This is a genomic window from Paraburkholderia sabiae, from assembly GCF_030412785.1.
In the GTDB taxonomy this organism is placed as follows: Bacteria; Pseudomonadota; Gammaproteobacteria; order Burkholderiales; family Burkholderiaceae; genus Paraburkholderia; species Paraburkholderia sabiae.
Genome location: NZ_CP125296.1, coordinates 624882 through 648012, shown reverse-complemented (window position 1 = coordinate 648012; position 23131 = coordinate 624882). Strand labels below are relative to the sequence as shown.

Genomic DNA, 23131 nt, shown 5'->3' with positions numbered 1-23131 from the left:
GATTAGCGCGCGCGGCGCAACACAGCGCCCGCCAGCATCAATACAGTCGTCAAGCCGACAAGCAGCGAGGACGCTGCCGCGACGACAGGTGTCAGGTCTTGCCGCAGCGTTGCCCAGATACGCACGGGCAGCGTCTGCAACGTGGGGCTCGCCATGAAGATCGACACGACCACTTCGTCCCACGATGCAAGGAACGCGAAGATAGCGGCAGCGAACAGGCCCAGCCGGATCGCGGGTAAGGTCACACGCAGCTTCACTTCGAGCGGCGACGCGCCGCAGATCAGCGCGGCATCTTCGAGTGCGGTGTCGAAGCTCGCGAGCGAATTGCTGATCGAAATGACCGAGAACGGCAACGCGATGATCAGATGCCCGATCACGAAGCCCGTCATCGTGCCGTTCATGCCGATGCGCAGAAAGAACGCATACAGCGCGACGGCCAGCACGACGACAGGCAACACCATCGGCGTGAGAAAGAACGCCTTGACGGCGTTGCGTCCGCGAAACTTGCCGCGCACGAGTGCAAGCGACGCGAGAAAGCCGATGAAAACGGACAGCACCATCACGATCACCGCGAGCTTGACGCTCGTCAGCAGCGAGTCGATCCAGCCGGCGTCGGTGAACAGCTGGCGATACCACTCCAGCGTCCAGCCCGGCGGCGGGAAGATCAGCCACTGCGAATCCCCGAATGACAGCGCGACGATGAACACGATCGGCAGCAGAAGGAAGAGCGCGACGGCAGCGCCGATCGCTAGCAAGGCCCAGCGCAATGCGCCTAAACGGTCGAAATCGAGCAACATGTCAGCGTCCTCCGGCAGTTGCATTTGCGCTATCCGTGAAGCGCAATTGCAACGCATACAGCGCGAGCGTCACCGCAAGCAGCACGAACGCGGCAGCACCAGCGAGACCCCAGTTCAGCAACTGCTGCACGAGTTGCGCGATCAGTTCCGCGAGCATCATGTACGACGCGCCGCCAAGCAGTGCAGGCGTGACGAAATAACCGAGCGCCATCACGAACACCATCAACGCACCCGATGCAATGCCCGGCATCGCGAGCGGCACCAGGATTCGCCAGAACGCCTGCCAGCGGCTCGCTCCGCAGATCGCGGCGGCCCGCAGCGTCGACGGATCGATGCTGCGCAACGTCGCATGCAACGGCATCACGAGAAACGGCAGCATGATGTACGTCATGCCGATCGTCACGCCGATCAGGTTGTTCACGAGCGTCAACGGCTCGCTGATGATGCCGAGCGCCATCAGCATGCGGTTGATCGGGCCCGTCTGTTGCAGCAGCACCATCCACGCGAAAGTGCGTGCCAGCAGATTGGTCCACATCGACAGCAGCAGGATCGCGAACAGCAGCGAACTCAGCTTGCGCGGTGCGATGGCGAGCAGCCACGCAGTCGGGAAGCCGATGGCGAGCGTCGCCAGCGTCACGACCGTCGCCACCAGAAACGTGTTGCCGAACACGCGCAGATAAGTGGTCGAGCCGACCAGCTGCGCGTAGTTGTGCAACCCCGGCGACGGCTCGAGCACGCTACGTAACAGCAGCGACAGCACGGGCAGCAGGAAGAAGATCACGAGCAGCAGCATGGCAGGCACGAGCAGGCGAATGCTGCGCCAGTCGCGCCGCCGGCGCGCGTCCGTCGCGGGTGGATGCGCGACGGTACTCAGGACATTAGGCATGGTGTCTCCACTCCGATGACTGTGCAATGCTCATGTGCGGCTTTGATGTGCAGCACACTTACTTGGACTGCCACGCGTACCAGCGCTTGGCGATCGCGTCGCGGTTCTCGGCCCAGTACTTCATGTCGAGATTGATCTGCGAGGTCTTGTACTGATCGGGCAGCGTCTTCGCGATCGCCGGCGACATCAGCGAGGCCGACTTCACGTTGACAGGCGCATAGCCTGTGTCGGTGGCGAACTTCGCCTGCGCCTGTGCGCTCGTTGCAGCCGCGAGGTACTTCATCGCTTCGGCCTTATGCTTCGCGCCCTTCGGAATCACCAGCATGTCGGCGGCCGTCAGGTTCTGGTTCCATGAAATGCCTACAGGCACGCCCGTCTGTTCGAGTGCATGCAGACGGCCATTCCAGAACATGCCGATAGGCGCTTCACCCGAAGCCAGCAGTTGTTGCGATTGCGCGCCGCCGCTCCACCAGACAATGTCGCCCTTGATCGTGTCGAGCTTCTTGAACGCGCGGTCGAGGTCGAGCGGATAGAGCTTGTCGGCGGGCACGCCGTCGGCGAGCAGCGCGATTTCGAGCACGCCGGGCGCGGACCACTTGTAGAACGTGCGCTTGCCGGGGAATTTCTTCGTGTCGAACAGATCGGCCCAGTTTTGCGGCTGCGCACCCGTGTACTTCGACTTGTTGTAGCCGAGCACGAACGAATAATAGAAGCTGCCTACTGCATCCGGTGTCGAGAAGCGCGGATCGAGTTCATCCTTCTTCACGACGGAATAATCGATCGGCTCGATCAGCCCGGCTTTTTGCGCGGCGTAAGCGAAGTCGCCTTCGACATCGACGACATCCCAGTTCACATTGCCGCTATCGACCATCGCTTTCAGCTTGCCGTAGTCGGTCGGGCCGTCCATCAGCACGTTGATGCCCGTCGCCTGCGTGAACGGCTGCGCCCAGTTCTTCTGCTGCGACGATTGCGTGGTGCCGCCCCAGCTCGTGAAGACGATCGGGTCCGCGGCGAGTGCCGGCGTCGCCGCGCAAAGCGCGATCAGCGGCGCGAAATACGTGGTGCTTCTGCTGCTCATGTCTGTCTCCAAGGGATATGTCTTGTGTCGATGCGATTCGGTGTGACGTGATGTGATACGGGCGGCCCGTCGAAAGCACTCTCTCAGGCAAGCGGCGAAAATCGCGCTGGCTTCATGATCTTGTTTTCCATCTCTTCCATCAGCGCCTGAATCTTCGGCGCAAAAGCCTGCCATGCCGGGTCTTCGGCGAGCGCCGCGCGTCTGCTTTCGCGCTCGTCGAGGCTCGGATAGGCCCAGATATGCACGATCTGATTCAACGGACCAACTTCCGAAAAGAAGTAGCCGATCAGTTGCCCCAGATACCGCTTCTGCAACGCAATGCCTTCTTCCTCGACGAGCTTCAGATAGGCAGGCACGGCACCCGTCTTGATGCGGTACGTGCGGATTTCGTAGAACATGCGAACTCCCGGTGCGAGGTTGGCAGATCAGCGCATCACGAACGGATCGGCAATCGGCTCGTCCGATGTGCGGATCCACACGGATTTCGTGCGCGTGTAATCGAGCACGGCATCGAGTCCGCCTTCGCGTCCAAGTCCGCTCAACCCATAGCCGCCGAACGGCACGATGGGCGACACCGCGCGATACGTGTTGACCCACACGATGCCCGCGCGCAACGCACGCGTGAGCCGATGCGCGCGCGTCAGATCGCGCGTGAATACGCCCGATGCGAGGCCGTAACGCGTGTCGTTGGCAAGCGCGATGGCATCGGCTTCCGTATCGAATGTGACGACGCTCAGCACGGGTCCGAACAGTTCCTCCATCACGCTCGGCACTTTTGCATCCGGACAATCGACGATGGTCGGCAGAAAGTAGTTGCCTTTCGTCATGTTGTCCGGCTGCTTGCCGCCCGTTACAATGCGCCCGCCCGCTTCGACACTCGCGCGCAGCACCTGCTGGATGTGTTCGAGTTGACGGCGCGTCGCGAGCGGGCCCATTTCGGTCGCCATGTCCTGCGGATTGCCGATGCGAATGTCTTGCGCCTTCGACACGATCCGTTCGATCAGCGCTTCACGAATGCCGCGCTGCACGACAAGACGTGAACCTGCGACACAGCTTTGCCCCGTCGCCGCGAAAATGCCTGCAATCACGGCATTGGATGCGCTGTCGAGGTCGGCGTCGTCGAATACGAGCACAGGCGATTTGCCGCCCAGTTCCAGTGACATCGCCGCGAGGTTCTCAGCCGAATTGCGCACGACGTGCCGCGCCGTTTCGGGCCCACCCGTAAAGGCAATCTTCGACACGAGAGGATGACTCGTCAGCGTGCGTCCGCAGTCGTTGCCGAAGCCCGTCACGATGTTGACGACGCCCTTCGGAAAGCCCGCTTCATGCACGAGCCGCGCGAATTCGAGTAAGGGCGCGGGGCCGTCTTCGGAGGCCTTCAGGACGATCGTGCAGCCTGCCGCGAGTGCGGGACCGACCTTCACTGCGGACAGAAACAGCTGCGAATTCCACGGCACGATGCCCGCGACGACGCCGACGGGTTCGCGCCGCAGCGTCACTTCCATATCGGGTTTATCGACGGGCAGCCACGCGCCCTGAATCTTGTCGGCGACGCCCGCGTAATAGCGGTAGTACTCGGCGACGTAGCCGATCTGGCTGCGCGTCTCGCGAATGATCTTGCCCGTGTCCTGCGTTTCGAGCTCTGCGAGACGCGGCGCGTGTTGCGCGACGAGATCGGCGAGCTTGTACAGCAGCTTGCCGCGTGCACTCGCCGTGAGGTTCGCCCACGCCGGATCGTTCAGCGCGCGATGCGCGGCGCGCACCGCACGGTCGACATCGTCCGCGCTTGCGGCGGGCATCTGCGCCCACACGTCGCCCGTCGAGGGATCGGTGCTGTCGAAGTGCTCGCGCGCATCTTCGAACGCACCGTCGATGTATTGCTGGAACCGCTGAACCATGTTCGCCACTCCGTTGAGGGTTCGGCAACGCTGGATTTAGCGCGCTGCGAAAGCAGGCATTACGTCGGAGATGAACAGCTCCAGCGACTTGCGCTTGCGCTCGAAACTCATATGACTGTCGAGCCAGAAGCTGTACTGGTCATAGCCGAGTTCTTCATAACCCTTCAGACGCGCAATCACCTGTTTCGGCTCGCCGATCACGAGGTTGCGTCGAATCGCTTCCGACGAATACTGCGGGAACATCTCGACATCGGCGTCCGTCAGCGGCTCGATAAAGCCCTGTTCGATGGGTCGCTCGTTCTTGAACCACTTGCTGAAGTAGCGATAGAAACGCGCGAGATCTTCGACGCCTTCATCCACTTCCGCCGCATTCGCACCGACGAACGTGTGCATCAGCATCATCACTTGCGGACGCGGCACGTCGGGATTCGCGGCGCACGCGGCGTTGAAGCGCTCCATCAGACTGACGACTTCCGCATCGCCGGAAGCAAGCGACGTCACCTGCACGTTGCAGCCGTTCGCGACCGCAAACGCATGCGAATTCGGATCGCGCGCAGCGAGCCACATCGGCGGATGCGGTTGTTGAATGGGACGCGGCACGGGCGTCGTCTTTGGCCACGACCAGAACTCGCCCTCATGCGCATAGTCGCCCTTGAAGAGCTTGCGCAATGCAGGCACCAGTTCGCGCATGCGCGCGCCTGCCGTCATCGCGTCGAGTCCCGGCAACAGGCGTTCGTATTCGAAGTTGTAGGCTCCGCGCGCGATGCCCAGATCGAGCCGCCCGTTGCTCGCGACATCGACCATGCCCGCTTGCCCAGCGAGTGCGATCGGATGCCAGAACGGCGCGATCACCGTGCCTGTACCCAGACGAATGCGCTCCGTTTTCGCAGCGAGGTACGCGAGATTGACGAACGGATTCGGCGCGATCGTGAATTCCATCGCGTGATGCTCGCCGATCCAGGCCGTCTCGAAGCCGCCGCGTTCGGCCATCTGCACGAGTTCGGTCATCTGGTCGAACAGTTCGCGATGCGACGTCGTGTCGTCGTATCGCTCCATGTGCAGGAACAGTGAAAACTTCATGATGTGTGTTCTCCCTTCAGTGAGCGAGCGCGAGCGTCTGCACGGTGCCCGCTTCCGTGTCGCCGACATAGATGCCGAACGCGTCTTCGCTGCGTTCGCGCACATAGCGTTCGAGCATCGAGCGCACGGCGTCGTCGCGCAATTCGCTCCACGGAATCTGCGCCAGAGGCACGATGCGGATCGAGCTGTCGATCCACGCAGCGCCGCTTTGAATCACACGGCCGCGATAATAGATTTGTACACTCGGCGTTTGTCCTGTGCCCGATTCGAATACGGCGAACAGGAAGTCGAGATGCACTTCGAGGCCGAGTTTGGCGAGCACGCCTTGCAGGCTTTTCGCGTCGCTTGCCGGTTCGAGCTTGTTGCCCGTCGGCAATTGCAAACCATTGGGCGTGTCGAGCAACACGATGCCGTCGCGATGTTCGAGAATCGCGCCCACATGCGCGCTCGGGCCCGCTGCTGCCAGCGCTTCCTGCGACAGACTGAAGTTCACATACGCGCCCCGGCAATAACCGAGCGGCGATGAACTCGTATGAACAAAATCGACGACACGTCCGATCAGAATGATGTGATCGCCGGCATCGACGACTTCATGCGTCGTGCAGTCGAAACTCGCAGCGGCGTTGTCGATCACAGGCGCGCCCGTCGAGCGCTTTTGCCATGCGACCTGCTCGAACTTGTCGACAGCCTTCGACGCGAATACGCCCGACACACTCTTCTGATCCTCAGCGAGCACGCTCACGGCGAAGTGGCGCGTCTCCGAGAACACCTGATAGCTCGACGCCGTCTTCGCGATGCACACGAGAATCAACGGCGGATCGAGCGACACCGACGTGAACGAATTCGCCGTGAAGCCGCGCGGCGAGCCGTCCGGCTGCATCGTCGTGACGACCGTTACGCCCGTCACGAACGCGCCGAGCGCGCGCCGAAAGTTGGCGATGTCGAAAGCCTGTTCCGTGGCGTTGGACTCAGTCATGGCGTTCTCCAGAGATCGATCCATTCGTCGTATCGAATGCGTGTGCCGCGTTCGCTGCCGAGGCTTCCGCGAGGAACGCGAGCAGCCGCTCGTTGACGCGCGCCGGATCGGTGACGTTCATCATGTGGCGCTCGTTCGAGATGACCTCGGCGCGGCCGTACGGCGCGACGTCTGCCATCGCGAGCGACATCGACGGGCTCGAGTTCGGATCGCATTCGCCCGTGAGAAAGAGCGCGGGCACCGCGAGATGCGCGAGGCGGCCGACATGCGCATCGTCCGAACTCGCGAACAGCCGGTACGTGCGCGCATAACCGATGGGATCGACCGACAGCAGCAGATCGCGCACGGCCTGCGCCGCCTGCGTCAGATGACCGGGAACGGGATCGCCGAACCAGCGCGACAGCGTGGCGTCGACGCCGGCCGCAGCAGGCGCGTCGCTGAGAGTTGCCGCACGCGACATCACGGCTTCGCGCTGCGCAGGCGTGCGGTCATACACGGCGTTCAGCGCGGCGACGCTCAGCGTGCGTTGCGGATGCGTGAGCGCGAATTCGAGTGCGACGAGCGCACCCATCGAATGCCCGACCACATGCGCCCGCTCGATCTTCATCGCGTCGAGCAGCGCTTCGAGTTGCGACGCGTATTCGTCGAGCGTCGGCGCGGGCGTCGGCAGCGCGCTCTCGCCGTGACCGAGCATGTCGTACACGATCACCTGATACGCAGCCGTCAGCGCATCGATCTGCGGCGCCCACACGCTCTGGTTCATGCCGACGCCGTGAATCAGCACGACCGTTTCGCGCGCATCGTCGGACTGCGGCGCGTAGACGCTGTAGCTCGTGCCCGCGGCCTCGCCACGCGACACGGCGCGCCCGGAGACAAGCTCACGCTTCATTGGATTCGAGCTCCTTCAGATCCTGATAGCGGTCGCCAATCCGGTGATGCGGACGGCCGCCGATCGATGCGCCGAGCGCAATCACGAGTTCATCGGGCGCGGGTGCATCGACGATCGAAAACTGCACGGTCAGATAGTGTGAGCGCATGCCTTCGTCGTGCTTGTGCATCAGCGGAATCGAGATCGGGCAGTTCGGGCCGCCGCGCAGATTCGTGAAGCTCAGATAGCTCTTCGCGCCGACGGCCTTGCGATAGTGATTGCCGAAACGCAGCGTGTGGATCAGCGCGGACGCGTGTTCGATCTCGCCCGACGTGCCGACGACGGCCGCCTTGCCATAGCCTTCGATCGCATCGCCGGACCCTGCGACGCGCAGCATTTCCGCCGTGAGCATTTCGCCGAGTTGCGGCGCGAGGCCGTGAATCTCCGGCTTCAGGTCTTCGACGAAGCCGCGTCCCGCCCACGGATTGCGCAGCACGGCTGCCGCGCCGAACAGCTTGAGCGGCCGTGCGGCGGCCTTGCCGCCTTCGATAAAGGTCTCTTCGACGTACGTGACCAGCTTGCGAACTTCCAGCTTCATATCGTTTCTCCTGACGGGGCCGAGGCCGTGAATGTCGTTCGTTGAGATTATGGTATGCCATCTTATGGCCCACACCAAGAGTCAAAGTCTTATGGAATACCATGATACGAAGCGCGCGCTTTCAGGCACGGTTTCGGCTGGGAATACGTGGCTTGTGCGACGCAGCAACCTGTTCGGAAGGCGCAAAAAGAAAGGCCGCCGGGGTTGCCGGCGGCCTTCGGTGGAAGCTTGTGGGATTAAGCTTGAGCGCCCGGGTCGTCCTGCTGGGCGAGCGCGTTGAGCGCGAGTTCGGCCGTGCGCTTGATATGCGCGATCGACGCCGCCGAGGCCGCGTCGCCATCGCGCCGCCCGATTGCATCGAGGAGCTTGTTCATTTCGCGATTCGACTCGCCGCCGCGGCCAGGCACGGCGATGGTCAGCGCGCGCAGCCGGTTGATCCGCGCATTCAGCGTCTTCACGACAGCCAGCGAGACATGCTTTTGCGCGCCCTCGAACATCGTCTCGTAGAAGCGCTCCGTGTATTCGAGCACGCGCGGCAGGTCGTTTTGCTCGAACGCGTCTTCGATGGTCTTGCGGATGTCGCGCAACTGCTGCACGAGTTCGGGCGTCGATTGTTCGGCGCAGGCGCGCGCCGCGTTCGCTTCGAGCAGCCCGCGCAGTTCGTAGATTTCGCCGACTTGCGCCGGATCGAGCCGCGCGACGATCGGCCCTTGCCGCGCGACGATTTCGACGAGCCCTTCCGTTTCCAGATGCCGCAGCACTTCGCGCACTACCGTGCGGCTCACACCGAGTTCATCGCACAGCGTGCGTTCGACGAGCCGCGCGCCGGGACGGAAATAGCCCTGGACGATCGCGCCGCGCAGTTTGTCGAGCGTGAGTTCGCGTAGCGTCTTCGCGTTGCGGTCGATTCTGAGGTCTGACATAGGCAGCAAGATTGATATGGACGGTGGCCCGCGCCCGCTTGCGCTCGCGTTTGCATCGCGTGCGCGCGGACTGGAATGCCATATTATCGGTCATCTTGCCGAGAGGATAGGCGGCGCCATCGAAGACGACAGCCAGGCAGCCTAAAGCAGAATCACATGATCGCTGACCTGAACGCAGTTCCGGCCACTGCGTTTCGCGCGATACAGCGCTTCGTCGGCATCGCGCGCGAGTTGCTCGATGGTCGCCTCGCTGGCCGCCATGCACGACACGCCGATGCTGCACGTGTACGCCGGCAGCGCCGCATCTTCCTTCTGCGCGACGCGCTGTCGTATCCGCTCCGCATGCTCCTTCGCCTCGTCGGGCGTCGCACGCGGCAGCAGCACGGCGAACTCTTCGCCGCCCCAGCGCGCGACATGATGCGGCGCGGGCAGCATTTCCGCGACACGGGTGGCGAAGTCGATCAGCACGCGATCGCCCGTCGCGTGGCCATACGTGTCGTTGACCTGCTTGAAGTGATCGAGGTCGATCAGCAGAAGCGTCAGCAAGCCGCCCGTCCGCATCGTCTTTTCGCGTTCCTGCTGATGCACGCCGAGAAATGCGCGGCGATTCAGCAGACCCGTCAACGAATCCATGAACGACTGCTGTTCGAGCTGATTGCGCAGCCGGTCCATCGCGACGAACAGCAAGCCGACACAGACCGTCAGCGACATCAATGCGCCCGTCGTCAGATAGATTCGCTGAATGAGGTCGGGAGCGAACAGCCCCGTGCTCGCCCACGCCGGCACGAACATCGTGATGCCGCGCAGCGCCGTCGCGAGCGTCTGTAACAGCTGCATCGAGCCGACGAACGTCGCACTGTGGCTGCCCTTGCCGAAGCGCAGCATCGTCAGGCTGTTCAGTCCGTACGTCGCCGTCAGGATCGCGCACATGCAGAGCGTGCGCCCCGTGATCGACGGATGCACCCACGTCATCCAGCTCATCGCGATCACGCCGACGACGAGAAGCAACGCGATAAAGCGCCGCGCAGGACGCTGCCCGAAAAACATCTGACTGCCGATCAGCCACAATCCCGTGCCGAGAATCATGCCGACGTTGGCGACGACGATCGAAAGCCAGTCGGCGATGCCGCCGCGCAATGCAAGCAGCATCGCCGAGATCGACACGACCAGCGCACCCGACGCCCAGTGCCCGACGCCGCGAATGTTCGCGGGAAAGCCGCGCGCCAGCGAAAACATCACGAGCGCCATCAGCCCGGGCATGACTGACGACATCAGAATGACAGTGCGAAGATCGAAGGCTGGCATACGGTTCGAGGAGCGGGCTCGCGACATGAAACGGCGCCGTCTCGTCGACGGCTTTTCGATCATCCGCTTCATGCGCGCGTGCAGATGAGCCACGCAATATACCGCAGTGCGCGCGGCATTCGCATCGGGTCCCGCAGCAAACTTTCACGCAACGCTTCGTGTTTTTTCTAATTAAGCATCGCGTTTATTCGAGCAGCTTCAACACGCTTTGCGGCATCGAGTTGGCTTGCGCCAGCACCGAGATACCCGCTTGCTGCAGCACCTGCGCTTTCGAGAGATTCGCCGTTTCCGTCGCGAAGTCGGCGTCGGTAATCTGCGAGCGCGCGGAACTCATGTTCGTTGCCTGTGTGTTGGTCGTCGAGATGGCGGCCTGGAAGGTGTTCTGTGTTGCGCCGAGTGTTGCCTGGAAGGTGTTGACGCTCGTCAGCACGCTGTCGATCGTGCTCATCGCCGCCTGCGCGCCCGATGCCGTCGACACGCTCAGACCGCTGATACCGAGCGAACTCGCGTCCCACTTCTGCGAGCCGAAGTCGGCGGTGATCTGCTGGGCGTCGAACGCACCGATCTGGAAGTTGACCGAGCCGATGCCGTTCAGCACGGACTGGCCGTTGAAGGTCGTCTGTTGCGCGACACGCGTGATTTCCGTGAGACGCGTCGCGACTTCCGACTGAAGGTTCGCGAGCGCCGCGGAGTCGAGCGAACCGTCGCCTGCTTCGACTGCCAGCTGGCGAATACGCTGCAGGTTGTCGACGACCGATTTCAGCGCGCCGTTCGTCGTCTGCACCATGGAAATGCCGTTGTTCGCGTTCGACGCGCCTTGCGTGAGCGCATTGATCGAAGCCGTCTGCGTCGTCGAAATGGCGAGACCTGCTGCGTCATCCGCGGCCGTGTTCACGCGCTTGCCCGACGACAGACGGCTGATTGCCTGCGAGAGCGCGCTTTGCGAGCCCGACAGGTTGTTCTGCGCCGTCAGCGACATGATGTTGGTGTTGATATTCAGCATTCGCTTCCTCGTTCTTCAATAGCTGCTCTTAAGGATCTTTTGCATCGCCGGCGCATAAAGCGTTTATTCGCGACGCTGCCTCTTTTCTAACGGTCTTATGCGAGCAAAATGAAGAGTGCAAATCCTTTCATCAATGCCATTTACGCTTACTTCAACTTTCTTGCGGATTCTTTCCTGAAGACATAAAAAAACCGCATGCGCGAATTACGCATGCGGTTTCATACAGCGAATGCAATCGATCAGAACTTGTGGCGAATGCCGACAATCGCGATCTCTTGCGTGCTCGTGCCGTTATAGCCGTACGAGCCGATCGATGCCTGTGCTGCCTGCGTCGTGCCATCGGACAAACGCTGCGTGCCGTTCGCGTGCTGGTACGCGGCGACCGCGTAGAAGTCGGTGCGCTTCGACAGGTTGTAGTCCGCGCCGATGCTGACCTGATGGTAGTGCGCCGACGTATCGCCCGATGCTGCCGTATAGGCGTAACCCACGCCCGCGATCAATGCAGGCGTTGCCTGGTACGCAACGAATGCCTTGCCGCTGTTGTACTTCTCGGTCGACGAGAAGGTCGAGCTTGCGTCCGCCTTCAGCTGCGTGTTGCTGTACGACGCGCCCATCGTGAACGAGCCGAGCACGTACTGGCCGCCGATCTGCGCAATGCTCACCGACTTCGCCGTGACATAGCCGTCGTTGATATGGCTGTCGAAGATCGAATCCGTCGTGCTGCTTGCCCAGCTCGTGCGTGCGGCCGTTGCCGAGTTGTTCGTCGCGCGCAGGTAGCCTGCCGCCAGCGACAATGCACCTGCCGTGTACGTCGCCGCGCCGCTATACGTGTAGCCCTGGCCTGCCTGGCCGGCCACGCCGCTGAATGCGTACAGGCCTTCGAACTGGAAGCCCGCGTAGGTCGGCGACACGTACTTGACGGCGTTCGAAATGCGCGCGCTGTTGTCGTTGTTGTCGACGTCGCCCGGCGTTGCAAAGGTCGAACCGAAGAAGTTGTCGGCGGTGACACCCTGCACCGTGTCGGTGATCGGATCGTATTGACGGCCCAGCGTGACGGTACCCCACTTGTCGCCCTGGAAGCCGACATACGCCTGGCGGCCGAACAGACGCGTGCCCTGGCCCATCTTGCCCGTGCCGACGTCGAAGCCGCTTTCGAGAGCGAAGATCGTCTTCAGACCGCCGCCGAGATCTTCGCTGCCTTTCAGGCCCCAGCGGTCGCCGCTGAGGTTGCCGTTGATCATGCCCGTCAGGTTGCTGTTCGAGTCCGCGTTGTGCACGTAGCCGATGCCCGAATCGATGAGGCCGTAGAGCGTGACGCTGTTTTGTGCGTGGGCCGCAACCGTCACCGAGCCCAGTGCCAATGCGACAGCTGCAATTGCAGTTCTTTTCATCTGTTCCCCTATCTACTCGTTTAAGGTGTATTGCGACCCGGAGAATACAAGCGCCGAAAAGCGGATAAATTACTTGTTGGTTATATGCAACTAGTTAGCTTTACTGAATTTATAAAAGCAAAAAAGGCTATGTGAAAACACATAGCCGAAGTCCGGAATCATTATTCATCTGCGTGGAAAGCGAGAATATGAAGCGATTTCCAGACAGGCGCCAATCTAGGTGACGCGATTTTTGAAGTCAACGCGAGACATCCGATTGAACGTTTCTCAAACTTTCTTTCTTGCGCTACCTGACGGATGGAAGGTCGCGATTGTTTCGTTTCGATTGCGCGCGAAATGAAGCGTTAGTTGCCGAAAGTATTGGTCACGGGTTCTGGCGCTTCCCTGCAATGCGATGCGATGTCCGACAAGAAGTCTTCCGACGAGCCCCGAACTCCGCGCGAACGCCAACGCGCAAGCACCAGGACAGCGGCCGCTCATAGTCCGCAAATGCCGTCAACCGTTGTAGGACAACGTATAATGCAAGATATATCTGAATTCCCGAGGAGCGATTCATGGCCGCGTCTGCAGCACCAGGTTCGACCCCAAGGCGAGTACGCGGGAGCCTTGCTGACCAGGTCGTCGCCTACGTCAACGAGCAGGTCGGCTCGCACGCGCTGAAGCCGGGCGACCAGTTGCCGACCGAAACCACCTTGATGTCGTTGCTCGGCGTCAGCCGCACCGTCGTGCGCGAAGCCATTTCGCGGCTGCAGGCGAACGGCGTGATCGAAACGCGTCACGGCATCGGCAGTTTCGTACTGGAACCGCGCCGCGAGCCGCTCGGCCTCGACATGGTTCCCGCCACCACGTTGACCGACGTGCTCTCCGTGATGGAATTGCGCATCAGCCTCGAAACGGAATGCGCAGGACTCGCGGCGCAGCGGGCCAGCGAACGCGACATCGCGAAGATCCGCGTGGCGCTCGACGCCGTCGAAGCTACGAGCCGCACAGGTGGCGACAGCACGGCCGCCGACTTGCGCTTCCACATTTCGATTGCGAGCGCGACGGGCAACCGCTATTTCGTCGACATTCTCACGCAGCTGGGCACGGCGCTGATTCCGCGGCATCGCGTGGATTCGCCTGGACTCGCGCAAAGCGATCTCGGCGGGTACATGGCGCGTGTGAATCTGGAGCACGAGAACATTCTCGACGCGATCGCACGTAAAGACCCCGACGGCGCGCGCGCCGCGATGCGCATGCATCTGTCGAGCAGCCGCGAACGTCTGCGTCGCGCGAGCACGCAGGCGGAAGAAGCAGCGGCGATGCGCACGCTCTAAACCATTTCGAATTAACAAAAAAGCGGCCTTTTTCAAGGCCGCTTTTTTATCGATCACGCGTTGACGATCTGTCCATCGCGCCGACGCCACAGTCCGAGCGGGTTGTCGTCCGCCAATGCTTCAGGCAGCAGTTCGGCCGGGAAGTCCTGATAGCACACAGGGCGCAGGAAACGGTCGATGGAAGTCGAACCAACCGACGTGACGCGGCTATCCGCCGTTGCCGGGAACGGTCCGCCGTGCACCATCGCGTGACAAACCTCGACGCCCGTCGGGAAGCCATTGACGAGCAGACGCCCCGCCTTGCGCTCCAGAATCGGCACGAGTTTCTTCGCAAGCTGAACGTCGTCGCGATCCATCGCGATCGTGGCCGTCAGTTGACCCGCGAAATGTTCTGCTACCGCGAGCAGCTCCTGCTCGTTCTTGCATCGCACGATGGTCGATGCCGGACCGAACACCTCGTCTTCCAGTTCGGGCTTTGCGAGGAACACGGCTGCATCGGTGACGAACAGCGCCGCGCAAGCCTGCGTCGGCCCCGTCGCTTCGAGGCCGTGCGCGACCGGCTCGACGCCTTCGATGGCCGCAAGACGCGCCTCGCCTTCCTGATACGCGACGTGAATGCCCGACGTGAGCATCGTCTGCGCGGGTTTCTGATTGAGCGCCTGCGCGGCGGCTTGCGCGAAGGCTTGCAACTCCGGACCGTCGATGCCAATCACGAGACCCGGGTTCGTGCAGAACTGACCCGCGCCGAGCGCGAGCGAATCGACGAAACCACGCGCAATCGATTCAGCACGCGCGGCGAGCGCCACCGGCAACACGAACACAGGATTGATGCTGCTCATTTCCGCGTAGACGGGAATCGGCTCGGGACGGTTCGCCGCGACCTTCATCAGCGACGTTCCGCCCGCACGCGAGCCCGTAAAGCCGACCGCCTTGATCGCGGGATGCGCGACGAGCGCTTCACCGACCGTGCCGCCCGCGCCGACGATCATCGAGAACACGCCTTCGGGCAGATTCATCTCGGCGGCCACGCGTTGAATCACGCGCCCGACCATCTCCGACGTGCCGAGATGCGCGCGATGCGCCTTGACGACGACGGGACAGCCCGCCGCGAATGCAGCCGCCGTATCGCCGCCCGCCACCGAGAACGCCAGCGGAAAATTGCTCGCGCCGAACACGGCGACAGGTCCAACCGCGATCTTCTGCATCCGCAGATCCGAGCGCGGCAGCGGCTTGCGTTCGGGCAAAGGCGAATCGAGCGTCGCCGTGAGCCATTGGCCCGCGCGCACTTCGTTCGCGAACAGTTTCAACTGGCCCGTGGTCCGTCCGCGCTCGCCTTCGAGCCGCGCTTTCGGCAAGCCCGATTCTTCGTGCGCGCGCTCGATCAGCGCATCGCCGAGCGCCGTGATGCCGTCCGCGATCCGGTCGAGAAATTCGGCGCGCACCGCAAGCGGCAGCTGCCGGTAAGTGTCGAAGGCCTGCGCGGCCAGTTCGCAGGCGCGCGACACGTCATCCGTCGTACCGCTGCCGAAGACGGGCGTCTCGATCTCCTTGCCCGTCGATGGATTGAATGCGCGCAGCGCCCTGTCCGTCCCACGAACCGCTTGCCGCCCGATCAGCATGTCACCCGTCAATTGCACGATGTCTCTTCTCCATATGGCTGGTTAACATCGGTCATCGTACAACACAAAGGAACGACGATGCAATGTGCAGCCGCGTCGGCAAGCCTTATTGCATAAGGATTCAGGGTTTACCAGCCTTTCTCATGGACATCCGACGACATATCTTGTGTTCAGACATCCTATGACGTACCATATTTCTCAAGACGCACGTTGCCGGGCGGGTCGAGCCGTCCTCAGGAGACAGAAATGGCTTTGTCGTCACCGTATCAACCGTTGCCCAATGGCTTTCGCGCCGCCCTCAGAAATCGCGAGCGGCTGATCGGCTGCTGGTCGTCGCTTGCCAGCCCGATCGTGACCGAGCTGTTCGGCGGCATCGGGTTCGACTGGATCCTGCTCGACGCCGAGCACGCGCCCAACGACGAACTGACGCTGATTCCGCAACTGATGGCGCTGAAAGACAGCCGCTCCGCGCCTATCGTGCGGCCGCCGGCCAACGACAGCGTGATCATCAAGCGCATGCTCGACGCGGGCTTCTTCAATCTGTTGATCCCGTTCGTCGACAGCGCCGACGATGCGCGCCGTGCGGTAGCAGCCACCCGCTACCCGCCGCAGGGCATTCGCGGCGTGTCGGTGGGACATCGCGGCAATCGCTTTGGCTCGGTGACAGACTATCTGCAGGTGGTCAACGACAACATCTGCGTCGTCGTGCAGATCGAAAGCCGCGCAGCCGTCAGCGCGATCGACGAGATTCTGGCCGTCGAAGGCGTCGACGGCGTGTTCGTCGGCCCTTCCGATCTCGCCGCAGCGTATGGTCATCTGGGCAACGCGAATCATGCGGACGTGCAGGCAACCATCGCGCATGTCTTCGAGCGGGCCAAGGCGGCGGGCAAGCCGTGCGGCATCCTCGCGCACGTGCAGCAGGACGCCGACCGTTATCTCGACATGGGCGCGACGATGGTTTCCGTCTGCGCCGACATGGGACTGCTGCGCAGCGCGGCGCTCGGCGTGCGCCAGCACTTCATGCCAGCCTGAAGCGACGGACTGGCGCTCACATCACATTATCGGGAGTAGCGAATGAAAGCAGGCTTCATTGGACTCGGCATCATGGGCAAGCCCATGGCCGCCAATCTTCGCAAGAACGGCGTCGAGCTCGCCGCCTTCACGCGCAGCGGCGTGCCGGACGATCTGACGCAAGCGGGCGTGACGGCAGCCACGAGTCCCGCCGACGTCGCCGCGAAAGCGGATGTGATCTTCATCATGGTGCCGGACACGCCTGACGTCGAACGCGTGCTGTTCGGCGAAGACGGCGTCGCGAGCAAGCTGCGCCAGGGGCAGATCGTCGTCGACATGAGCTCGATCTCGCCGATCGAAACGCGCGACTTCGCGGCCCGCGTGCGCGAAAAAGGCGCCGACTATCTCGACGCGCCCGTCTCCGGCGGCGAAGTCGGTGCGAAGGCCGCTTCGCTGACGATCATGGTCGGCGGCGCGCAAGCCACGTTCGACAAGGTCAAGCCGCTGTTCGACATGATGGGCAAGAACGTGTCGCTGATCGGCGAAGTCGGCGCGGGTCAGATCTGCAAGGTCGCGAATCAGGTGATCGTCGCGGCGACGATTGAAGCAGTCGGCGAAGCGCTGCTGCTCGCATCGAAAGCGGGCGTCGACGCGGAGAAAGTGCGCAAGGCATTGATGGGCGGCTTCGCGTCGTCGCGCATTCTCGAAGTGCACGGCGAACGCATGACGAAGCGCACGTTCGATCCCGGCTTCCGCATCGAACTGCATCAGAAGGATTTGAATCTCGCGCTGTCGACGGCGCAGTCGCTCGGCGTGTCGCTGCCGAACACGGCCACGTGTCAGGCGCTCTTCAACGCGTGCGCGGCGCATGGCGGCAAGGCATGGGATCACTCGGGCATGGTTCGCGCGCTCGAATATCTCGCCGATCACGAAATCGGACAGAAACAGAAATGATGCTGACGCGTAAATCGAGCGTACACGCATCATGAGCAAGTCGGGCACTGCTTCGTTTTTCGCGATCGTATCGAACGCGGTGGATGGCGATGTCGCCGTGTTCCGCGTCGAAGGCGCGACGGGCGGCATCGAACGCCTCGCGCGCTATCCGGCGGGCGACACCGTGATGCCGATGGCGCTCTCGTCGGACGGCCGCGTATTGCATGCGGCCACGCGCGGCGCGCAGCGCAGCATCGTCACGTATGCGGTCGATTCGAGCACGGGCGACCTCACGCATGTTCATACCGCGTCCATCGAATCGAGCCTCGCGTATGTGTCGTTGACACCGTCCGATGACTGGCTGCTCGGCGCATCGTATGGCGAGAATTCCGTGAGCCTCTATCGCGCGGATTCGCTTGCGAACGGCGCAGTCGAGCCGCGTCAGGTGATCGACGGCTTCGTGCATGCGCATGCCGTCATTGCGTCGTCGGATGGACGCTTCGCGTATGCGACGTCGCTTGGTTCGGATGTAGTGTTCTGCTTTGCAATCGTCCGCAATGCGCACGATGCAAAACTCGAACTCGTGCAGAAGCTGAACGTAGAACCGGGCTTCGGCCCGCGCCACCTGCGCTTCTCGCCCGATGAAAAAACGCTGTACGTATCGAGCGAATTTCGCGCGACGGTAGCCGTGTTTTCGCGCGACAGCGAGACAGGCACGCTGTCGGCACGCAGCGTATCGCCACGCGCACCGGCACTCGCGCATCTGAACGACGGCGGCCTGCGCACCGCACAGATCGATCCGGCAACGGCTGCATCGGTCGTGTGGGGCGCCGACGTGCAGGTAACGCCCGACGGACGCTTCGTCTACGTCGCCGAGCGCACGTCGAGCCGGCTGATCGCTTACCGCGTGACCGCCGAAGGCTCGCTCGACTACGCGGGCTACACCGACACCGAAGCACAACCGCGCGGCTTCAGGATCGATCCGTCGGGCCGCTTTCTCGTCGCGTGCGGCGAGAAGTCCACGCATGTCGCCGTCTATGCGATCGACGCCGATTCAGGCGCGTTGTCCGCCGTGTCGCGCTGCGCGGGCGGGCTCGGCGCGAACTGGGTCGAAATCGTCGTGCAGACCTAGTCCGTCAAAAGCGCCCCAAAGCCTCTTTCATCGATATTCACAGGCCTGAACGCAGGCCAAATTTCTGAGCACCAACCCAGGACCGATTCTCATGTCTACGATTGCATCTTCGACCCAAGGCGCACCGACCGTCACCGAACTGCGCGTCGTTCCCGTCGCCGGCCGCGACAGCATGCTGATGAACCTCAGCGGCGCGCATGGTCCGTTCTTCACGCGCAATATCGTGATTCTGCGTGACAGTGCGGGTCACACGGGTGTCGGCGAAGTGCCGGGCGGCGAAAACATCCGCAAGACCATCGACGATGCGCGTCCGTTCGTCGTCGGTCAGTCGATCGGCAATCTTCAGGCAGTGCTCAACCAGGTGCGCAAGCAGTTCGCCGACCGCGACGCAGGCGGCCGCGGCTTGCAGACCTTCGATCTGCGCACGACGATTCACGCTGTCACGGCGCTCGAAGCCGCATTGCTCGACCTGCTGGGCCAGCATCTCGGCGTGCCCGTCGCAGCGCTGCTCGGCGAAGGCCAGCAACGCGACGAAGTCGAAATGCTCGGCTATCTGTTCTACATCGGCGATCGCAAGAAGACGGATTTGCCGTACGCAAGCGGCGCAGAAGGACGCGACGACTGGGAACGCGTGCGCACCGAAGAAGCGATGACGCCCGAAGCCGTCGTCCGACTCGCCGAAGCCGCGCAAGCACGCTATGGCTTCAACGACTTCAAGCTGAAGGGCGGCGTGCTCGCGGGCGACGCCGAAATCGAAGCGGTGACGGCGCTGGCCGAACGCTTCCCCGAAGCGCGCGTGACGCTCGATCCGAACGGCGCGTGGTCGCTTGCCGAAGCGATCCGCCTGTGCCGCGACCAGCACGACGTGCTTGCGTATGCGGAAGATCCGTGCGGCGCGGAGAACGGCTACTCGGGCCGCGAAGTGATGGCCGAGTTCCGCCGCGCGACGGGCCTGCCGACGGCCACCAACATGATCGCCACCGACTGGCGCCAGATGGGTCACGCAATCCAGCTGCAATCCGTCGACATCCCGCTCGCCGATCCGCACTTCTGGACGATGCAAGGCTCGGTGCGCGTCGCGCAGATGTGCAACGACTGGGGCCTCACGTGGGGCTCGCATTCGAACAACCACTTCGACGTATCGCTCGCGATGTTCACGCACGTCGCGGCCGCCGCGCCCGGCAAGATCACTGCGATCGATACGCACTGGATCTGGCAGGACGGCCAGTATCTGACGCGCGATCCGCTGGAGATCGTCGGCGGCAAGGTGAAGGTGCCCGCCAAGCCGGGCCTCGGCATCGAACTCGACATGGATGCACTCGAAAAGGCGCACGAGCTTTATCAGCAGCACGGCCTTGGCGCGCGCGACGACGGTGTCGCGATGCAGTATCTGATCCCGAACTGGAAGTTCGACAACAAGCGTCCTTGCCTCGTGCGTTAAACCATCGAGCGCTACATCTCACACGAAACAACGCGGCCCACGTGGCCGCTCTAATTGACTGACACACCACTGCGAACTGAAACATGACCACGCCACAAGAACTCAAAGCGATCGTATCCGAAGGCCTTCTGTCGTTCCCCGTCACCGACTTCGACAGCAACGGCGACTTCCGCGCCGACACGTATGCAGCGCGTCTCGAATGGCTCGCGCCGTACGGCGCGACGGCGCTGTTTGCGGCGGGCGGTACGGGCGAGTTCTTCTCGCTGACCAGGTCGGAGTACACGAACGTGATCCGCACGGCCACGGAAACCTGTAAAGGCAAGGTGCCGATTCTCGCGGGCGCGGGCGGCCCGACGCGCGTCGCCATCGAATACGCGCAGGAAGCCGAGCGCAATGGCGCGCATGGCGTTCTGCTGATGCCGCACTATCTGACGGAAGCGTCACAAGACGGTATTGCCGCGCACGTCGAGCAGGTGTGCAAGGCCGTGAAGAACATGGGCGTGATCGTGTATAACCGCGCGAATTCGAAGCTCAATGCCGATTCGCTCGAACGTCTCGCGGATAAGTGCCCGAATCTGATCGGCTTCAAGGACGGTGTCGGCGATATCGAGAGCATGGTGACGATTCGCCGTCGCTTGGGCGATCGGTTCTCGTATCTCGGCGGTCTGCCGACGGCTGAAGTGTATGCCGCAGCGTATAAGGCACTGGGCGTGCCCGTTTATTCGTCCGCTGTGTTTAACTTCATTCCTAAGACTGCAATGGAGTTTTATCGCGCTATCGCCGCGGATGATCATGCTACGACTTCTCGTTTGCTTGACGAGTTCTTTTTGCCGTATCTGGCGATTCGGAATCGTCGGGCTGGGTATGCTGTGAGTATCGTTAAGGCTGGCGCCAAGCTCGTTGGGCATGATGCGGGCCCTGTGCGGGCGCCTTTGATCGACCTCAATGATGAGGAGCTGGCGCAGTTGGATGTTTTGATCAGGAAGCTTGGGGCGCAGTAAGGGCTTTTTTATGCGTCTACGCGGTGTGGTTTTTTGCGCTGGCATCCGCGTTTTGCTTTCTGTGCTTCATGCGTCGCCCCTGTGCGGGGCGGCACCTACTTTTCTTTGCAGCGGCAAAGAAAAGTAGGCAAAAGAAAGCCGCTCACACCGCTAGCCCGTGTTTTTACCCACGGGCTCTCCACGTCCCCATTCTTCACGCGCCAACTTTCTGCTTGCCCCCCCGTTGTCAGCGCGTTCGCAAGCGCCTCATCTGCTCCATACGCCCGTTGTTGCGCCACCCTTGTCAGGGCACAGGCATCCGATAAGACCATCTGTTATCGTCGGTAGATTCCCGAGCTATCTTTCACAACCTCAAGGACCTACCTAATGGACGAAGATGAGATTCTCGCCGACGCGGACCGACGCGCTCACAACTATCTAACCTCTATAGGCAAGCGTCGCGTCTTTCCTGACCCTGCCGCGCTGAACGGACTAAACGCGTTCGACGAGCCGCTTCCGGAACACAGCACGTCCTCGCTCGATATGCTTCGCCTCCTCGACGAATCCGGCTCGCCTGCGACGGCTGCATCGAACGATCCGCGCTACTTCGGCTTTGTCGTCGGTGCCACCCTGCCCCCCGCCGCAGCCGCCGAGCGCCTGATGCTCGCCTGGGATCAGTGCGCGTCGTCCTTCGACAACTCGCCTGTCGCAGCCACCATCGAACGAATCGCCGCGCGTTGGGTACTCGACGTGCTCCACTTGCCGCGCGAAAGCGCCGTCGGCTTCGGCACGAGTGCGACGGCCTGCACGCTCGTCGCCATTGCCGCTGCGCGGCGCACGCTTCTGTCTCGCAAGGGATGGGATTTCGATGCAGACGGTCTGGTCGGCGCGCCCGAGGTCAAGGTCGTGATATCGGAACTGGCGCACATCACCGTCAGGAAAGCGCTTCGCGTGCTGGGCTTCGGAATGAAACGCGTGATCGTCGCGCCCGTCGATGCCGATGGACGCATCGATCCGCAAAAGCTGCCGACGCTCGACGATATGACGATCTTCTGCCTTCAGGCCGGCGAGGTGAACACCGGCGAATTCGATCCTTTCGCTAAATTGATCCCGCGCGCGAAGGCTGCCGGCGCCTGGGTTCACGTCGACGGTGCTTTCGGTCTTTGGGCACGCGCTTCGGCGAAGGCGTCGCTGACGGAAGGAATCGACGGCGCGGATAGCTGGACCACCGATGGCCACAAATGGCTCAACACGCCGTATGACGGCGCCATGGTGATCTGCCGCGATGCCGCCGCACTCTCGCAAGCGATGAATAGCGACGCCGTGTATCTGACGGGTGCGCACGATGCGCAGAAAAACCTCAATCTCGAGTTCTCGCGCAGGGCGCGTGGCATACCGATCTGGGCCGCGTTGCGCTCGCTGGGCCGCTCAGGCGTCGCGGCGATGGTCGAACGTCATTGCGCACAAGCGTCGCGTATCGCAGCGGGCCTGCGTGCCGGCGGCTTTCACGTGCTGAACCGCGTCGTGCTCAATCAGGTGCTGGTGCGCGCGGACACGGACGAACAGACAGTCGCCATTCGCGAAGCAGCGCAGGCATCCGGCGAAGTGTGGTTCGGTGCGACCGTGTGGAAGTCGCAACCCGCTTTCCGCATCAGCGTTTCGTCGTGGCGAACGCGTGACGAAGACGTTGATCGTCTCGTCGAATTGCTCTGCGCTTTACGCAAAGGCTGACCGTATCCGCGAGCGCGTCGTGTCGTTCGACACCGACTGCGCTCGCGGCTCCCGCACGACGCATTGCCGCAAATCCACGCACGTCGCGACCTATTCCCGCGATCTCGTCGAATAGAAAGCAGAAATACTTGGTTTGAACGCATCCCCGCGTTCACTAGACTCGGT

General features: G+C 62.3%; 21 protein-coding genes. 7 read left to right on the top strand and 14 right to left on the bottom strand.

Features of this window, described 5'->3' with window-relative positions; translation table 11 throughout:
* Nucleotides 1-2: 2 nt before the first annotated feature.
* The 13 genes from QEN71_RS32585 to QEN71_RS32525 form a co-directional block, all read right to left on the bottom strand.
* Nucleotides 3-797: an ABC transporter permease gene (locus tag QEN71_RS32585; RefSeq protein WP_201648059.1), complete on the bottom strand. Its 795-nt coding sequence runs from the start codon at nucleotides 795-797 to the stop codon at nucleotides 3-5.
* Between the two features lies 1 nt (nucleotide 798).
* Nucleotides 799-1683, bottom strand: coding sequence for an ABC transporter permease (locus tag QEN71_RS32580; protein ID WP_201647266.1), 885 nt, complete (start codon nucleotides 1681-1683; stop codon nucleotides 799-801).
* A gap of 58 nt (nucleotides 1684-1741) precedes the next feature.
* Nucleotides 1742-2761, bottom strand: coding sequence for an ABC transporter substrate-binding protein (locus QEN71_RS32575; protein ID WP_201647265.1), 1020 nt, complete (start codon nucleotides 2759-2761; stop codon nucleotides 1742-1744).
* Between the two features lie 83 nt (nucleotides 2762-2844).
* Nucleotides 2845-3159: an NIPSNAP family protein gene (locus QEN71_RS32570; RefSeq protein WP_201647264.1), complete on the bottom strand. Its 315-nt coding sequence runs from the start codon at nucleotides 3157-3159 to the stop codon at nucleotides 2845-2847.
* Between the two features lie 27 nt (nucleotides 3160-3186).
* Complete coding sequence (locus tag QEN71_RS32565) at nucleotides 3187-4659, bottom strand: aldehyde dehydrogenase (RefSeq protein ID WP_201647263.1); 1473 nt, start codon at nucleotides 4657-4659, stop codon at nucleotides 3187-3189.
* A gap of 36 nt (nucleotides 4660-4695) precedes the next feature.
* The gene (locus QEN71_RS32560; RefSeq protein WP_201647262.1) at nucleotides 4696-5739 is read right to left on the bottom strand and encodes an LLM class flavin-dependent oxidoreductase; all 1044 of its coding nucleotides are present in this window, start codon (nucleotides 5737-5739) and stop codon (nucleotides 4696-4698) included.
* A 16-nt stretch (nucleotides 5740-5755) separates the two neighbouring features.
* Nucleotides 5756-6715 carry a flavin reductase family protein gene (locus tag QEN71_RS32555; protein ID WP_201647261.1) on the bottom strand — a complete coding sequence of 320 codons (960 nt, stop codon included), beginning with the start codon at nucleotides 6713-6715 and terminating at the stop codon, nucleotides 5756-5758.
* Nucleotides 6708-7604, bottom strand: coding sequence for an alpha/beta fold hydrolase (locus QEN71_RS32550; protein WP_201647260.1), 897 nt, complete (start codon nucleotides 7602-7604; stop codon nucleotides 6708-6710). Before QEN71_RS32550 ends, QEN71_RS32555 begins: the two co-directional genes overlap by 8 nt.
* Nucleotides 7594-8181, bottom strand: a complete 588-nt coding sequence (locus QEN71_RS32545; RefSeq protein ID WP_028370783.1) for an amino acid synthesis family protein — start codon at nucleotides 8179-8181, stop codon at nucleotides 7594-7596. The genes QEN71_RS32550 and QEN71_RS32545 overlap by 11 nt, the downstream gene beginning before the upstream one ends.
* Nucleotides 8182-8417: 236 nt before the next feature.
* A complete protein-coding gene (locus tag QEN71_RS32540) occupies nucleotides 8418-9104 on the bottom strand; it encodes a GntR family transcriptional regulator (protein ID WP_201647259.1) in 687 nt (228 codons plus the stop codon).
* 141 nt (nucleotides 9105-9245) lie between these two features.
* Nucleotides 9246-10376 (bottom strand): GGDEF domain-containing protein, encoded by a 1131-nt coding sequence (locus QEN71_RS32535; protein WP_233471631.1) that lies wholly within the window; start codon nucleotides 10374-10376, stop codon nucleotides 9246-9248.
* A 217-nt stretch (nucleotides 10377-10593) separates the two neighbouring features.
* Nucleotides 10594-11412: a flagellin domain-containing protein gene (locus tag QEN71_RS32530; protein WP_201647257.1), complete on the bottom strand. Its 819-nt coding sequence runs from the start codon at nucleotides 11410-11412 to the stop codon at nucleotides 10594-10596.
* Between the two features lie 239 nt (nucleotides 11413-11651).
* Nucleotides 11652-12803 (bottom strand): porin, encoded by a 1152-nt coding sequence (locus QEN71_RS32525; RefSeq protein WP_201647256.1) that lies wholly within the window; start codon nucleotides 12801-12803, stop codon nucleotides 11652-11654.
* 554 nt (nucleotides 12804-13357) lie between these two features.
* On the opposite strand from QEN71_RS32525, the gene QEN71_RS32520 reads away from it, so the two are divergent.
* Complete coding sequence (locus tag QEN71_RS32520; RefSeq protein ID WP_201647255.1) at nucleotides 13358-14119, top strand: FadR/GntR family transcriptional regulator; 762 nt, start codon at nucleotides 13358-13360, stop codon at nucleotides 14117-14119.
* A gap of 53 nt (nucleotides 14120-14172) precedes the next feature.
* On the opposite strand, the gene QEN71_RS32515 is transcribed toward QEN71_RS32520, so the two are convergent.
* Nucleotides 14173-15756, bottom strand: a complete 1584-nt coding sequence (locus QEN71_RS32515; RefSeq protein WP_201647254.1) for an aldehyde dehydrogenase (NADP(+)) — start codon at nucleotides 15754-15756, stop codon at nucleotides 14173-14175.
* Between the two features lie 228 nt (nucleotides 15757-15984).
* Between QEN71_RS32515 and garL the strand changes: the two genes are divergently transcribed.
* From garL to QEN71_RS32485, 6 genes are all read left to right on the top strand, one after another.
* Entirely contained in the window at nucleotides 15985-16770 is a 786-nt protein-coding gene (gene garL / locus QEN71_RS32510) for a 2-dehydro-3-deoxyglucarate aldolase (protein ID WP_201647253.1), read from the top strand.
* Nucleotides 16771-16812: 42 nt separating this feature from the next.
* Nucleotides 16813-17703, top strand: coding sequence for a 2-hydroxy-3-oxopropionate reductase (locus QEN71_RS32505; protein ID WP_201647252.1), 891 nt, complete (start codon nucleotides 16813-16815; stop codon nucleotides 17701-17703).
* Nucleotides 17704-17734: 31 nt separating this feature from the next.
* Nucleotides 17735-18814: a lactonase family protein gene (locus tag QEN71_RS32500; protein WP_201647251.1), complete on the top strand. Its 1080-nt coding sequence runs from the start codon at nucleotides 17735-17737 to the stop codon at nucleotides 18812-18814.
* Nucleotides 18815-18905: 91 nt separating this feature from the next.
* Nucleotides 18906-20255: a glucarate dehydratase gene (gene gudD / locus QEN71_RS32495; protein WP_201647250.1), complete on the top strand. Its 1350-nt coding sequence runs from the start codon at nucleotides 18906-18908 to the stop codon at nucleotides 20253-20255.
* 83 nt (nucleotides 20256-20338) lie between these two features.
* Nucleotides 20339-21256, top strand: coding sequence for a 5-dehydro-4-deoxyglucarate dehydratase (kdgD, locus tag QEN71_RS32490; protein ID WP_201647249.1), 918 nt, complete (start codon nucleotides 20339-20341; stop codon nucleotides 21254-21256).
* Between the two features lie 366 nt (nucleotides 21257-21622).
* The gene (locus QEN71_RS32485; protein WP_201647248.1) at nucleotides 21623-22966 is read left to right on the top strand and encodes a pyridoxal phosphate-dependent decarboxylase family protein; all 1344 of its coding nucleotides are present in this window, start codon (nucleotides 21623-21625) and stop codon (nucleotides 22964-22966) included.
* Nucleotides 22967-23131: the final 165 nt, after the last annotated feature.